General features: G+C 65.4%; 15 protein-coding genes. 12 read left to right on the top strand and 3 right to left on the bottom strand.

The genetic code is table 11. The annotated features are described in order from the left end of the window. Window positions 1-76 precede the first annotated feature (76 nt). The 4 genes from V1Y59_RS22185 (at window position 77) to V1Y59_RS22170 (ending at window position 4576) form a co-directional block, all read left to right on the top strand. Entirely contained in the window at window positions 77-2101 is a 2025-nt protein-coding gene (locus V1Y59_RS22185; RefSeq protein WP_330507213.1) for an ABC transporter permease, read from the top strand. Window positions 2102-2105: 4 nt separating this feature from the next. After that, entirely contained in the window at window positions 2106-2984 is an 879-nt protein-coding gene (locus V1Y59_RS22180) for an ABC transporter ATP-binding protein (protein ID WP_330507212.1), read from the top strand. After that, window positions 2981-3754 carry an ABC transporter ATP-binding protein gene (locus V1Y59_RS22175; RefSeq protein ID WP_330507205.1) on the top strand — a complete coding sequence of 258 codons (774 nt, stop codon included), beginning with the start codon at window positions 2981-2983 and terminating at the stop codon, window positions 3752-3754. Before V1Y59_RS22180 ends, V1Y59_RS22175 begins: the two co-directional genes overlap by 4 nt. A 102-nt stretch (window positions 3755-3856) precedes the next feature. Next, window positions 3857-4576: a TetR/AcrR family transcriptional regulator gene (locus V1Y59_RS22170; protein ID WP_330507204.1), complete on the top strand. Its 720-nt coding sequence runs from the start codon at window positions 3857-3859 to the stop codon at window positions 4574-4576. Here V1Y59_RS22170 and V1Y59_RS22165 read toward each other — a convergent pair. Continuing rightward, a complete protein-coding gene (locus tag V1Y59_RS22165; protein ID WP_330507211.1) occupies window positions 4534-5415 on the bottom strand; it encodes an LLM class flavin-dependent oxidoreductase in 882 nt (293 codons plus the stop codon). The two genes, V1Y59_RS22170 and V1Y59_RS22165, sit on opposite strands and share 43 nt — an antisense overlap. Before the next feature lie 78 nt (window positions 5416-5493). Beyond that, on the bottom strand, window positions 5494-6639 hold the full coding sequence (locus V1Y59_RS22160; RefSeq protein WP_330507203.1) for a DNA adenine methylase: 1146 nt from the start codon (window positions 6637-6639) through the stop codon (window positions 5494-5496). A 407-nt stretch (window positions 6640-7046) separates the two neighbouring features. On the opposite strand from V1Y59_RS22160, the gene V1Y59_RS22155 reads away from it, so the two are divergent. The 6 genes from V1Y59_RS22155 (at window position 7047) to V1Y59_RS22130 (ending at window position 11361) form a co-directional block, all read left to right on the top strand. Further along, complete coding sequence (locus tag V1Y59_RS22155) at window positions 7047-7928, top strand: ectoine/hydroxyectoine ABC transporter substrate-binding protein EhuB (protein WP_431309273.1); 882 nt, start codon at window positions 7047-7049, stop codon at window positions 7926-7928. Window positions 7929-7948: 20 nt separating this feature from the next. Next, a complete protein-coding gene (gene ehuC / locus V1Y59_RS22150; RefSeq protein WP_330507201.1) occupies window positions 7949-8680 on the top strand; it encodes an ectoine/hydroxyectoine ABC transporter permease subunit EhuC in 732 nt (243 codons plus the stop codon). Beyond that, entirely contained in the window at window positions 8677-9321 is a 645-nt protein-coding gene (gene ehuD, locus V1Y59_RS22145) for an ectoine/hydroxyectoine ABC transporter permease subunit EhuD (RefSeq protein WP_330507200.1), read from the top strand. Before ehuC ends, ehuD begins: the two co-directional genes overlap by 4 nt. A gap of 61 nt (window positions 9322-9382) precedes the next feature. After that, window positions 9383-10144, top strand: coding sequence for an ectoine/hydroxyectoine ABC transporter ATP-binding protein EhuA (gene ehuA / locus V1Y59_RS22140; protein ID WP_330433728.1), 762 nt, complete (start codon window positions 9383-9385; stop codon window positions 10142-10144). A 27-nt stretch (window positions 10145-10171) separates the two neighbouring features. Beyond that, the gene (ppk2, locus tag V1Y59_RS22135) at window positions 10172-11017 is read left to right on the top strand and encodes a polyphosphate kinase 2 (RefSeq protein ID WP_431309271.1); all 846 of its coding nucleotides are present in this window, start codon (window positions 10172-10174) and stop codon (window positions 11015-11017) included. A 104-nt stretch (window positions 11018-11121) separates the two neighbouring features. Then, a complete protein-coding gene (locus tag V1Y59_RS22130) occupies window positions 11122-11361 on the top strand; it encodes a three-helix bundle dimerization domain-containing protein (RefSeq protein ID WP_330507199.1) in 240 nt (79 codons plus the stop codon). A 90-nt stretch (window positions 11362-11451) separates the two neighbouring features. Here the strand turns inward: V1Y59_RS22130 and V1Y59_RS22125 are convergent, their stop codons facing one another. Beyond that, window positions 11452-11661: a hypothetical protein gene (locus V1Y59_RS22125; RefSeq protein ID WP_330507198.1), complete on the bottom strand. Its 210-nt coding sequence runs from the start codon at window positions 11659-11661 to the stop codon at window positions 11452-11454. 137 nt (window positions 11662-11798) lie between these two features. Here V1Y59_RS22125 and V1Y59_RS22120 point away from each other — a divergent pair, with 137 nt between their 5' ends. Beyond that, the gene (locus tag V1Y59_RS22120) at window positions 11799-12194 is read left to right on the top strand and encodes a DUF2784 domain-containing protein (RefSeq protein WP_330507197.1); all 396 of its coding nucleotides are present in this window, start codon (window positions 11799-11801) and stop codon (window positions 12192-12194) included. A 133-nt stretch (window positions 12195-12327) separates the two neighbouring features. Then, window positions 12328-14097, top strand: coding sequence for a BCCT family transporter (locus V1Y59_RS22115; RefSeq protein WP_330507196.1), 1770 nt, complete (start codon window positions 12328-12330; stop codon window positions 14095-14097). Window positions 14098-14200: the final 103 nt, after the last annotated feature.

Below are 14200 nucleotides of genomic sequence, written 5' to 3'. Positions count from 1 at the left end.
CCCCGCCCCCCCCCCCCCCCGACCCGTCACCGGCTTCCACCACGCGCTCTCGAGCGCATCGATCGTTAGGTTCGGTATGGGTCAGTTCCTGCAGTTCGCCTTTCTCGGTCTCGCCGTCGGAGCGGTCTACGCCGTGCTGGCGTCGTCGTTGGTCGGGGTCTACGCGGCGACGGGCATCATCAACTTCGCGCAAGGTGCGCTCGGCCTCTGGGCGGTCTACACCGTTGCCGCCCTGCGCACCTCGGGGGATCTCGTCCTCCCGATCGGCCGAATCCCCATCGGCAGTGAAGACAGTCCGGTGATGATGTGGCCCGCCCTCATCATCGGCGTCGCATCCGCGATCGTGTGGGCGATCATCGCGCACTACCTGGTGTTCCGGCCGCTGCGGCAGGCGCCGGTGCTGGCGCAGGTGGTCGCCTCGGTCGGCCTGATGCTCTTCATCCAGGCGCTGGTCCACCTCCGTTTCGACACCGACGACCTGCTGGCCCTGCGGATTCTGCCCGACGACACCGTCGAGTTCGCCGGTGCGGTCATCAACGTCTCCGACCTCATCCTGGCCGGAATCGCGATCGTCATCGCCGCCCTGTTCTGGGCGTACTTCCGGCTCACCCGACTCGGCGTCGCGACCCGCGCCGGAGCCGAGGACGAGCTCGCCGCCCGACTCGTCGGCTACTCGCCGGACCGGTTGGCGGCCATCGTCTGGGTGATCACCGGTGCGGCAACGGGATTGATCGCCGTGCTCGCCTCCTTCACCATCGGCCTCAACCTGACCAACTACACGTTCTACGTGATCCCGGCGCTCGCGGTTGCGCTGCTGGGTCGACTCACCTCGTTCGGGATCGCCTGCGCCGCCGGGCTTGCGCTCGGTTCCTTCCAGGCCGTCATCACCTGGCTGACGACCAAGGACTGGTGGCCGGACTGGGCCCAGGCCGGTCTGGGCGACGCGGTGCCATTTGTCATCATCGTCGTCGCGCTGTTCCTGATGGGCGGCCGGATACCGTCACGCGGTTCGCTCGGCGAGGTGAAGATGCCGGCGGTGCGGATTCCGCAGATCCGGCCGATCCCTACGATCGCCGTGCTCGCTGTGGTGGTCGCAGCCATCCTGCTGACCGACGGTACGTGGCGATTCGGTGTCGTGACGTCGATCATCCTCGCCCTGATCGCGCTGTCGCTGGTCTTGCTGACCGGATACCTGGGACAGATTTCGTTGGCCTCCATGGCTTTTGCCGGAGCCGCGGGATTCGCGCTGTCGAAGCTGACGGTCAACTGGAATGTGCCGTTCCCGATCGACATGTTGCTCGCCGCATTGATCGCCACGGGATTCGGCATTCTCGTCGGTGTTCCCGCGTTGCGCATCCGTGGCGCGCAGTTGGCCGTCGTGACCCTGGCGGCGGCGATCGCGATCCAGGGGTTCGTGTTCAACAATCCCGGAATCACCGCGTACGAAGGCAATCTGATCACCGACCCGTCGCTCTTCGGTCTCGACTTGGGTGTGCGAGACGGCACGAACCTGGTGACCATCAGGTTCTCGCTGCTGGTGCTCGTCGTCGTCACGATCGCGACGCTGATCGTCATGCGATTCATGGCAGGCTCCACGGGACGGGCCTTCTTGGCGGTGCGTTCGAACGAGCGGGCCGCGGCCGCGGTCGGGATCAACGTGGCCTCCACCAAGCTGCTCGGATTCGCGCTCTCGGCGTTCCTGGCCGGGATCGGCGGCTGCCTGATCGGATACAGCCGCGGCCAATTGTCGGCAGGCTCGTTCACCGTCATGGTGGGCCTGGTCCTGCTCGCGATGACCTATGTCGGCGGCATCACCTCGGTGTCCGGTGCGTTCATCGCCGGCATCGTCGGACCACTCGGCGTCGGCTACGTCTTCCTCAACCAGACACTGAACCTGGGGGAGTACTACGAGATCATCGCCGCTGCCGGACTGCTGCTGGCGGCCATCCTGAACCCGGTGGGCATCGCCGGTGCGTTCACCGAACTCGGTGACAAGCTGCGGGCCCGGCGCGGCCATGCCACAGCCACCACGGACGACGACGGTGGAACGTCCACATCGCTTGTCACACCGACGACCTCGAAGGCGGGACTCAATGCCTGACGCGATGACCGACACCACGATCAGCGCCGACGCCGAACTCCTGTTGCAGACGCGCGGTCTCTCGGTCCACTACGGCGGTGTCACCGCCAACGCCGACATCGACATCACCGTCGGCGCCGGCGAGATCGTGGGCCTCATCGGACCGAACGGCGCCGGCAAGACGACCTTCGTCGACGCGGTCACCGGATTCGCGAAGTCCAGTGGCGAGGTGCTGGTGTCCGGACAACGGATCGACCGGGCCTCCCCACATCGCCGGCGGCGAGTCGGCATGGCCCGCACCTGGCAGGCCGGCGAGCTCTTCGCCGACCTGACCGTCGAACAGAATCTCGCCGTCGCAGTTCAGCGAGTGGGGTTGCGCGCGTTGGTCACCGACGTGCTCAACGGCTCGCGGCCGGCCGCAGGCGTCGTCGAGAAGGCTCTCGACGTCGTCGGGCTGACCGATGTCGCGGACCGTCGCCCGGACGAGCTGACGCTCGGTCAGCAGAAGTTGGTCGGTGTGGCACGGGCGTTGGTCGGCGACACCCGGCTCGTGCTGCTCGACGAACCGGCGGCCGGTCTCGACACCCACGAGAGTCTGGCGTTCGGAGACGAACTCCGACGGATCGCCGCCACCGGTGTGGGCATCCTCCTCATCGACCACGACATGTCGTTGGTCCTCGACGTCTGCGACCGGCTGTACGTGCTCGATTTCGGGCGGGTGATCGCCTCGGGGACCCCGACGGAGATCCAGGACGACCCGGCTGTGGTGGCCGCCTACCTCGGCAGTGCCGAAGTCGAGGCGGACACCCACGCGGAGTCGGCGAACGAGGCAGGCACGCCGCCCACGACGGAATCATCGACCACCGGCACCGACGCCGGCGACACCGGAGGGGAATCACGATGACCACGCCGACGGTTTCCGACGACACGACCACCGGGGGCTCCGGCCCCGCCGCACCCGTGCTGTCGTTCGACAAGGTCACGGTCGGTCACTTCGGTGTACCCGCCGTCCGCGAACTGAGCATCGACGTGCACCCGGGAGAGATCCTCGCGTTGCTCGGGCCCAACGGGGCCGGCAAGACCACGACGCTGCTCTCTGCCGTGGGGGCGCTGCCGGTCATGTCCGGAACGATCACCGCGATGGGCACACCCATCGACAGCCGCGTCGAGCGCAACGCCCGTCGCGGGGTGACCCTCGTTCCCGACAATCGCGGGTTGTTTCACCGCCTCTCGGTCACCGATAACCTCCGGCTCGCGCGCCGCAAGGGCGGCACTCCCATCGACGTCGTCTACGAGTACTTCCCCAAACTGCAGACGCTCCGAGGCCGGCGCTGCGGCAACCTCTCCGGCGGCGAGCAGCAGATGCTGGCGCTGGCCAAGGCGTTGCTGACCAGGCCGTCCGTCCTGCTGATCGACGAGCTCAGCATGGGGCTGGCACCCGTCCTCGTCCAGGACCTGCTGCCCCGGCTGCGCGCCATCGCCGACGAGCAGAACATGGCTGTCGTGCTGGTGGAGCAGCACATCGACCTGGCGCTCGGCATCGCGGACTCCGCTGTCGTCCTGCATCATGGCAGGGTTGCGCTGGCGGGGTCGGCGCGTGAACTCCGGGCCGGCCGCGACCGGGTCGAGGCTGCCTACTTCGGCCGATCGGGTGGTGCGGACGACCCGGAATGACGGGCGTCCGGTCGGCACGGAATCATCACTGGTCGGTGTCCTGGGGACGACGATCGTCGTGGTCCGGGACGCCCGGCCACGACGAGACATCAGGAGCGCACTGTGACCAAGTCCGGACGAGGTGACGGTTCGCGCCGTCGTCCGCGCCCGCGCAACACCCGCAATCGTCCCACCGACGACCAGTTGCTCGATGCAGCCCGCGCGGTGGTCGCAGATTTCGGCGTGGAGCGGTCGACGATGGACATGATCGCCGAGCGCGGTGGTACCACGAGGGTGACGCTCTACGCGCATTTCGGGTCGCGGGACGCCTTGGTGGAACGGATGATCGCGCGTGAGCTGGCCGGCTTCACCGACTGGATGGTCGCGGCGTACGACGAGAGCGAGGACATGTCGTACGGGGCCCGCGCCCAGCACTCGGTGGAGGCGACGTTCGAGTATGCCCGTCGCAACCCCGAGGGGCTGCGGTTGCTGCTCGGTCGGCGACAGGAGTCCGAGGGTCCCGGTCGGCAGCTGTACAAGACGCTCGAGCCGCGGGTGGCCGAACGCCTGCGGCAGAACTACGCCGCTCGGGGTGCGGAGATCGACGCCAGCGCGGACACGTTGGCGTCGTTGCTGATCGGCATCAGCCTGGACGTCTGCTATCGGGCACTGATCGTGGAGAGCGCGGACATCGACATCGCGTGCGACATCGCCGTGACGGCCACGTTGGCGGTGTTGCGGGCGGTACGGCCAGATCAGTTGCTGGCGTTGGATGCATCGCTCGCCGAGGGGGCAACCGATCAGACGAACTCGGCCACAACCTCGGCCGCCCGTCGCAACTGATCAGGGTCGGAGCTGGTCGGGATGAGGTGCACCTCGTCGGTGCCGATGGCGGCGAATCGTCGGAGCACCTCGACGAGTTCGGCGTCGGTCCCCGCCCATCCCGTCGTGGGGGCGATCGCGTCGACGAACTCCGCCGGAATCCAGTTCATGTAGCGGCGCAGATGGCGGTGGATCTGCTCACGCGGGCCGTCGCCGTCACCGAGGGCGAACCAGAATGATGTCGCGAGGTGCGGCGGGCGAGCACCGGCGTCCGCCCAGGCGGTCCGGGCAACGTCGAAAAGCTCACTCTGCCTGTCCAGATCGAGGTCGAGCGTGACGCCGGTGACGCCGTCCGCCCACGCGGCGGCGCTGCGGATGGTCTTCGGTCCGGTCGAACCGATGTGCAACCCGGGACCGCCGCGCCGGACGGGCGGCGGACCGACGGGCAGGACCGATTCGGTGATCTTCTCGCCCGCCCACACGCGACGCAGGATGTCCGCACGCTCGGCCAGGCCGCGCATCGTCTGGGTCGACGGGTCCGCACCGACCGCGTGGTAGTCCTCGTGTCGACCGCCGACGCCCAGGCCGACGGACAACCGGCCACCGCACAGCATGTCGCCGGTGGCCAGGGACTTGGCCAGCATCACCGGGTCGTGCAGTTGGGGCACCACGACGGTGGTCACCAGCTGCACCCGCTGCGTCCACGCCGACAGCGCGCCGAGCAGGGTCAGGCACTCCGGGTTGTCGAACGCGATGCGTTCGCCCCAGCACAGCGACGAGAACGGCCCGTCGTCGATGCCGGTCGCCCAGGTTCGCAACATGTCTACATCCAGTGACGGTTCCATCACCGGCATGGTCATCCCGATCCGCACCGGGGTGATTCTGGCAGACCCGGGCGGGCCCGAGTGGCGAAATGGGCAGCCGGGCGGCGTGCGTCGTCAGGATCTCTCGACGAGGTAGAGATGCTCGGTAACGTGGGCGCTGCGGTCACGCAGATTGCGGCAGCCACGAAAGGTGTTGTACCGGAATCGGAATTCGGTGATTTCACCGACCGAACGGAGGATGTCGATCATCTCCTCCGGCGCGATGAAGCCGTCGTCGCTGAAGGACACGAGCAGGAACCGGGCGTCCAATGATGTCGCCAGATCCCGCATCAGGTCGGCGGACTCCCGGCGGACGTTGTACCGAGACCGGTTCCAGTCGGTCGGGATCCCGGAGACCGGACTGATCGCGGTGGGCCGACGGTAGTCCGTCAGCAGATTCAGCATGAAGTAGTTGGAGCCGTACGGGTGCTGGTTGTACGGAGGGTCGAGATAGGCGAGATCCACCGGGCCGAGGTGATCGGGCAGGTCGTTGGCGTCCATCTGCAGGACAGTCGCCTCCGCGTGGTGCCGACTGAGTACCGGTGGCTCGAGCCGGATGGTGCCGAGAATACGCAGGAGGGCGTCCTCGCCGGAGCCACCGAACCGTCCGATCCCGGTGAGCTTGTCCTTGTGGAAACCCTTGAAGACCCCGGATGTGTTGGCGTGCACGGATGCCCGCGACAGCAACGGGCCCAGCAGTAACGGCCGGACGGCCGGGTCCTGTTCGCCGATGAGGGTGCTGTACGCGTCGAGCCGCCGGGCGTTGTCGCGGGTGTAGAAGACTCGCTCGCCCGCGCGGATGTGGTGGTCGTCGTCGGGGGCGTAGAGCTTCTCGACGAATCCGTGGACCGAATATCCCTGATCGACAATCGCATTGAGCTCGTCGACGATGGCGGCGAGGTGATCGGTGTCCACCTCGGACCGATTGGCCAGGAAACACTCACTCATCACCCGCGCATACGATTCGAGGTCGTTCGCGACGATCCTCGCTGCCCGCGCCTTCAGCAATCGGGAGACCGATCCGCTGCCGGAGAACGCATCCAGGATGACCAGCTTCCGGCCGAGGCGCGACTGCACCACCTGCGCTGCGTGATCGATCTGCGTGCGCAGTGCCCGCTTGTTGCCGAGATAGGTCAGCAACTGCCCGGAGAGGTAGTGCGGATCCTCGTCGACGGCCGCGAGCGCGTCGTCCACGGTGGCCACCTCGGGGTCATCGCTCACCGGCGTCGTCACCTCGCGCTTCGGTCTCGGCGGTCGGGCCATCGGCCGACCGCTGTCATGGTCTCACGACGACGAGTCGGCTGTGGAGTACTCGCCGCACATACCTCGCTTCGGTGAGTACACCTTGCTTTGAAAGCAAGGTGGTTTCACCGAGACGAGGTGGTGTGGTCACTCAGGCTCCGGCACTTGGTGTTTCGCTGCGCAACGGCTCCGCGCTGCGAAGTTGGCCGTCGGTTGCTTCCCGTCAGGTCCGCTGAGCGGTCCCGACAGTTCGTGTTACGTTCACAAGGCAAACGAAGCGATCAAAGCGGAGAAGTTGGGCGTCGGTTCCAAGACCGGAGCATGGGCTCTGGCCTGCACGGCGGGTGCGTCCCGGCTCGTCCCGGAAGGCTGAGTTCATGTCAGTGATGAAGAAAATTCTGCATCGTCGATCCGTTCGCACGGTGGCCTGCGCGGTCCTGGTGGGTGCGAGCCTCGCGGCGTGTTCGTCGACCGATTCCGGCGGTGATTCCAGCTTGCTGGAACAGCTGCAGGAAGAGGGCGCGGTGACCGTCGGCTTCGCAGGTGAGGCACCGTATTCGTTCGAGCAGAACGGACAATTGACCGGCGCGACTGTCGCGCTGCACCGAGAGATCTTCGGCAACCTCGGAATCGAGACGGTCGAGGGAGTGAACGCCGACTTCGGCGCGCTCATCCCGGGGCTGCAGGCCAACCGATTCGACGTGGTCAGCGCGGGAATGTCGATCCTGCCCGAACGCTGCGAGCAGGCCTCGTTCAGTGATCCCGAGTTCAACTACACGACGGCGCTGATGGTGCCCACCGGCAATCCGATGAACCTGACCGACATGCAGTCGGTGGCCGGCAGCGGCGCCCGTCTGGCGACCATGACCGGCGCCATCGAATCCGACTACGCGGAGAGCCTCAACATCGAGAGCATGCAGGTGGCGACCCCGCAGGACGGCATGGACGCGGTGACCTCAGGGCGTGCCGACGTGTTCGCACTGACCGGTATCTCGCTGAACTGGATGAAGAACAACAATCCCGACGCCCCGGTCGACGTCACCGAGTCCTTCGTCGCCGTGATCGACGGGGTGCCGCAGGTCGGCGCGGGTGGCACTGTTTTCCGGACCGGCGACCAGGAACTTCTCGACGCGTACAACGCGGAACTGGAGAAGATCACCTCCGACCCGGAGAAGTACCTGTCCATCGTCGGCGAGTTCGGGTTCACCGAGGAAGAGCTGCCCGACCCCGAACTGACCACCGAGGATCTGTGCGCGGGCAACATCTGAGGGGCGACGAGTAACCACACGTGGGTGACAACCTCGAGGCCTTCCTGGATGCCTGGCCACGCATCCAGGAAGGCATCCTCACCACTGTCTATCTGACGCTCGGCGGTGCGGCACTGGCTTTCGTGCTGGCGATCATCCTGGGTGTCGCCGAGGGCGCGCGTCCGGTCGCGATCCGCGGCACCGCCCGATTCATCGTCGAGTTCTTCAGGGGCACATCGCTGCTGGTGCAGCTGTTCTGGCTGTTCTATGTGCTCCCGCTGTTCGGCTACGAACTGGAGCCGATGTTCTGCGGCATCCTGGCGCTCGGCCTGAACTACGGGGCGTACGCCGCCGAGGTCGTGCGCGGATCGCTGGCAGCGATTCCCGCGCCGCAACGCGAGGCCGCGATCGCCCTGAACTTCTCGGCATGGCAGCGGCTACATCGGGTCATCTTCCCCCAGGCCTGGGTCCAGATGATCCCGCCACTGAACAACCTGCTGATCCAGCTGCTGAAGGGCAGCGCGTTGGCCAGCTTCATCCTCCTACAGGACCTGACATACCAGATCGAGCAGCTGCGACGAGGGACCGGCGACACGTTGTTCTCGTTCGGGATCGGACTCGTCCTGTATTTCTGTCTCGCCTACATCCTGACGTTGGTCATGAATCTGATGGAGATGCGGGCCAAGTCGCGGCTCGGTGTCGGCCCGACGCTGCGTGAGGTGCTCAGTCTGCGTCCCGAGCGCGTCGACGAGAACGTGGGGGTGGGCCGATGAACGTCGACTGGAGTTGGGAACGCGCCCGGGACTGCCTGCCGATCCTGCTCGAGGGCTTCAAGATCACCTTGATCGCCACGGTGCTGGGCTTCCTGATCGCGGCGGTGCTCGGACTGGCCATCGCAGTCGTCCGACGGGTCGGGCCGGTGTTCGTGACCGTGCCCGTTCGGATGATCTGCGAATTCATCAGGCTGACACCGCTGGTGGTGCAACTGCTGTTCGCCTACTATCTGCTCCCGCAGTTCTCTGCGCTGCAGATCGGCATCGTGGTGCTCGGCATCCACTACTCGACCTACATGGCCGAGGTGTATCGCGCGGGCATCGACTCCGTGCCACGCGGACAGTGGGAGGCGGCGCATGCGCTGTCACTGCCGACCGGAAGGACATGGCGCGCCGTGGTTCTGCCGCAGGCGATCCGCAACACCACTCCGGCACTGGGCAATTACGCGATCTCGATGTTCAAGGACACGCCGTTCCTGTTCGCGATCACGGTGGTCGAGATGGTCACCGCGGCACAGCAGTACGGCGCGCGCACTTTCCAGTACCTGGAGCCGATCACGATCGCCGGCGTCATCTTCCTGATCGCCAGCTACCCCACGTCCATCTTGATCCGAAAGCTGGAGAAGTCCCTTGCCTACTGACCCCGTGCCCGACCAGAGCAGGCCCGATCAGGTCTCGTCTGATCAAGCCGTGTCCGACTCGATGATCGTGTTCGACAAGGTGGTCAAGAAGTTCGGTGACCACGTGGTGCTCGACCATCTCGATTTCCGTGTCGGACGGGGAGAGCGGGTCGCACTCATCGGGCCCAGCGGGTCGGGTAAGACCACCATCCTCCGGCTCCTCATGACCCTCGAGGACGCCAATGACGGCGTGATCTGGGTGGAGGGAGAGCCGCTGACCCATCAGTACAAGGGCGACAAGCTGGTGAAGGCATCGGAGAAGCATCTGCGCATGGTGCGGTCCAAGATCGGGATGGTCTTCCAGCAGTTCAACCTCTTCCCCAACATGACTGTGCTGCAGAACATCACCGAGGCGCCGATCCATGTGCAGGGCAAGAGCAAGGCGGACGCGATCGCCCGTGCCCGCGAGCTGCTGGCGACGGTCGGCCTGCAGGACAAGGAGAATGCCCATCCGACGAAGCTGTCCGGTGGTCAGCAACAACGGGTGGCGATCGCCCGAGCACTGGCGATGGACCCCGACATCCTGCTGCTCGACGAGGTGACGTCGGCGCTGGACCCGGAGCTCGTGTCCGACGTTCTCGAAGTGCTGCGCAGGATCGCCGATACCACCGACATCACGATGCTGATCGTGACGCACGAGATGGGATTCGCCCGCGACGTCGCCGACCGTGTGCTCGTCTTCGACCAGGGCCGCATCGTCGAGGAAGGCGGCCCCGAGCAGATCTTCACCGATCCCCACGAGGAGCGGACCCGCGCCTTTCTCAAAGCAGTGCTCGAACACTGACCAAGCGCAACGAGATAGGGTCGTCCGATGGGCGACAAGGTCGGCAAGTCGAAGAAGCACGGGCAGTCCGGTGACCCGGTCACCGACCCGCTGAAGACGAACCCGTTGATGACGAACAAGGAGTTCCGCAAGCATCTCAAGCCGCTGCACGCCGAGCTCGTCGCCATGCAGGAATGGGTGCGGTCGACCGGAGCGAAAGTGTGCATCGTGTTCGAGGGCCGCGACACCGCCGGCAAAGGCGGGGTGATCAAGTCGCTCACCGAACGTGTCAGTCCGCGGGTGTTCCGCGTCGTGGCCTTGCCGACCCCTACCGAGCGCGAGAAGTCGCAGATGTACATGCAGCGCTATGTGCCGCATCTCCCGGCGGCAGGGGAGGTCGTGATCTTCGACCGGAGTTGGTACAACCGCGCCGGCGTCGAAAGGGTCATGGGTTTCTGTACCGAGGAGCAGGCGCAGCAGTTCCTCGCCGACGCACCGGAATTCGAGCGTGCGATGGTCCGGTCGGGCATTCTGCTGATCAAGTACTGGCTCGAGGTGAGCGAGGAACAGCAGACACTTCGCCTCCAGAGCCGCATCGACGACCCGCGTAAGTACTGGAAACTGTCACCGATGGATCTGAAGTCCTACACGCACTGGGACGACTACTCGCGCGCCCGTGACGACATGTTCCGCTACACCGACACCGGCTGGGCGCCGTGGTACGTGGCCAACACCGACGACAAGAAACGCGGTCGGCTCGACATCATCACCCATCTGCTCGACGTCGTGCCGTATGCGCCGCTGGAGGCGCCAGAGGTGAAGCTGCCCAAGCGCACGGTCGGTGAGTACGAGAGCCCGTCGTTGGCGCTCAACCGGGTACCCGCGGCGTTCTGAGCGAATACCGGCCCGAGCAATAAACGGACTCGGGTCCATGAACAGTCCATGAACAGAGTCGGCTTTGCCCGGTAGTGGAGCAGGAGAACTCCTAGGCTGGTCCCGTGACGGACGACGACGAACGCCGGCAGATCGGCGAGGTCCAGGAGCGACTGATCGAGGCCTATTCCGATCGTCCGAGTGAGACGGTGGCCGCCGCGGTCGAATCCGCGTACCGGCATTTCGACGGCATCCGTGTGCGCGATTTCGTGCCGCTTCTCGTGGAGCGGCGGGCCAACGCGGAGCTCAACGGGTCGAACGGTATGGCCGACTCCCACAACATCACGATGCACCACGACGCTTGAGCGCGGTCGATTCGACGAGCCCGAGCCTTTCGTACTTCGGACCACCAGATGGCCCCTGCGGATACCCTTGGGTGGCTGTCCGTCCGCTGTTCAGCTCTGGGCTGCGGTGAGGTGGTATCGCTGCTGCAGGCGCTGGATGTACCTGCGCACCTCGAACAGTTCGGCGCGCTTGTCGGCGGTGCCGGCGGCACTACGGGGAACTCGTTCGAGGTCGTCGACGATGGCGTCGGCCGCGCGCTCCAATTCGGTCACCAACTGGCGGGCCTGCGCACGCGACGCGGCGTCGAGATCGTCGAGCATGCGGGAGATCGTAAGTCACCCGAACGATCATGGCCAACTCGGCGTGCAGATCGGTCTCGAGTCCTTGGTGCGGATGAGGCGCGGAACGCGCATCCTGTACATGCGGAGAGGTGTGACGAAGCAGCAGGAGATGTCCCGTGTACAACGTCGTCGTCGGAATCGCGGTGGCTCTCCATCTGCTGTTCGTCGGGTATCTGATCGTCGGCGGGTGGATTGCGCTCCGATTCCCGCGCACCATCTGGCCGCACCTGCTCACGGTCGGTTGGGCGGTCGTGATGGTCACCAGTGTTGTCGAGTGCCCGTTGACCTGGCTGGAACGCCGGGCACGCGACGCAGCCGGAATGGCCGCCCTGCCGGCAGAGGGATTCATCGATCACTATCTGACCGGAGTCCTCTATCCGGACACCGCCATGGTGGCCGCGCAGGTCACCGTGTTCGCCGTCGTGATCAGCTCCTGGGCGGCATTCTGGGTTCGTCGGAAGCCCATCGCGCGAACCGCAACTCCGGCAACACGACGAATCCGGCGAATGTAACGACTCGATTGCATCGGTGGCCATCGCGACTGTGACGGACGATGCTGAAGTTCAGTCGACGGTTCATCCGACACGTACACGAAACGCAGCAACGCACCCGATACCGAGCCGTCGAGGATGGAGACGGCACCCCGTGGACACGCTTGCTCGAAAACTCGGCCTCAAGACGAACCCACAGATCTTCTTCTGGTCGGCAGGCCTGACCATCACCCTGCTGATCCTGTTCCTTGTGTTCCAGGACTGGGTGGGGGACGCATTCGGCACCGGTCGCGAATGGATCGTCACCAACCTCGGATGGTTCTTCATCCTCGGCGTGACGGTCTGGCTGGTCTTCCTCATCTGGGTCGCGCTGAGTCGCTACGGCAAACTCCGTCTGGGCGACGACGGCGACAAACCGGCCTACTCGAACCTGTCCTGGTTTGCCATGCTCTTCGCTGGTGGTATCGGTACCGTCCTGATGTTCTGGGGTGTGGCGGAACCGATTTCGCACTTCTCCAATCCGCCCTTCGAGGGGGTACAGCCCTACAGTCCCGAAGCGGCCGAAGATGCCATGAGCATCTCGCTCTACCACCTCAGTCTGCACACCTGGGCGATCTTCACGTTGCCCGGTTTGGCCTTCGGATACTTCATCTACCGGTACAAGCTGCCGATGCGTGTGTCGTCGGTGTTCTATCCCGTGCTCAAGGAGCGAATCCGCGGCCCGATCGGCAAGACGATCGATGTGGTCGCCATCCTGGGAACCGTCTTCGGTCTGGCGGTCTCGCTGGGCCTCGGGACGTCGCAGATCAACGCCGGTCTCAGTGAACTCGTCGGGCTGCCGAACTCGGTGTGGGCGAAGGTCCTGATCATCACGACGCTGACCGTGGTGGCGACGGCATCGATCATCGTCGGTCTCGAAAAAGGTGTGAAGCGCCTCTCCAACATCAACATCCTGACCGCGGTCGGGTTGATGATCTTCGTTCTGATCTTCTCCGACACCGTCTTCCTGCTACGGCAACTCATCGAGAGCCTCGGCACCTACGCCTCCGACATCATCCCGCTCGCACTGTGGAACGACGCCATGGCCGAGTTCACCAAGGACGGCGGTTGGGGCTGGCAAGGCGGCTGGACCGTCTTCTATTGGGCGTGGACGGTGACCTGGGCGCCCTTCATGGGTGTGTTCCTCGCCCGTATCTCTCGCGGGCGCACCATCCGCCAGTTCGTCGTCGGAGTGCTGTTGGCGCCGTCGCTGTTCACCCTCGTCTGGTTCGTGATCTTCGGCTGGTCCGCGATGGAGATCGACGGTATCGGTGGCGACGGTGGCACCATCTCGGCTGCGGTGGCCGAGAGTGTTCCGCTGGCGATGTTCGAGTTCTTCGAGAACTTCCCGTTGACGACATTGATCCAGGGCATCGCGGTCGTGGTGGTGGCATTGTTCTTCGCCACGTCGTCGGACTCGGCATCCCTGGTGGTGGACATGTTGTGTTCCGGTGACGCCGAAGCGGGTCCGGTCCGCCAGCGCGCCTTCTGGGGAATCACCGAGGGTGCGGTCGCCGCCACCCTGATCGTCCTGGGCGGTGAGGCCGGACTGAGCGCCCTCCAAGAGGTGATCACCGTTGTCGGACTACCGATCTTCATACTCGTGACATTGATGATCCCGGCGCTGTACATCGGGCTCCGTCACGAGAAACACAAGGTCACGCCGATGACGCACGACCAGTTCCTTCGGCAGTACTCGGATCAACTCAACGGCAACGGAACCGGCGGCGCGGGTGTCGATACCGGCTCTGCCGCAACGGGCTCCACCGCGACCGAACCGGCCACCGTCACACCGGCCACGACGACCGGACCGACTGCTCCGGCGACGACGGCCACATCTTCGTCGACGAAGCCCTCCTCCTCGCACGAGGCCCCCGAGCCCTGACCCAGCCCCCGATCCCTGAGGAGCGAGCTTGCGAGCGTCTCGAAGGGTCTCGAAGGGTCTCGAAGGGTCACACAGGGGCGGCCCTTCGTGACGCCCCTCCGCT

This window comes from Gordonia prachuapensis (genome assembly GCF_036350515.1).
Taxonomy (GTDB): Bacteria; Actinomycetota; Actinomycetes; order Mycobacteriales; family Mycobacteriaceae; genus Gordonia; species Gordonia prachuapensis.
This window is presented reverse-complemented; position numbering and strand designations above follow the sequence as displayed.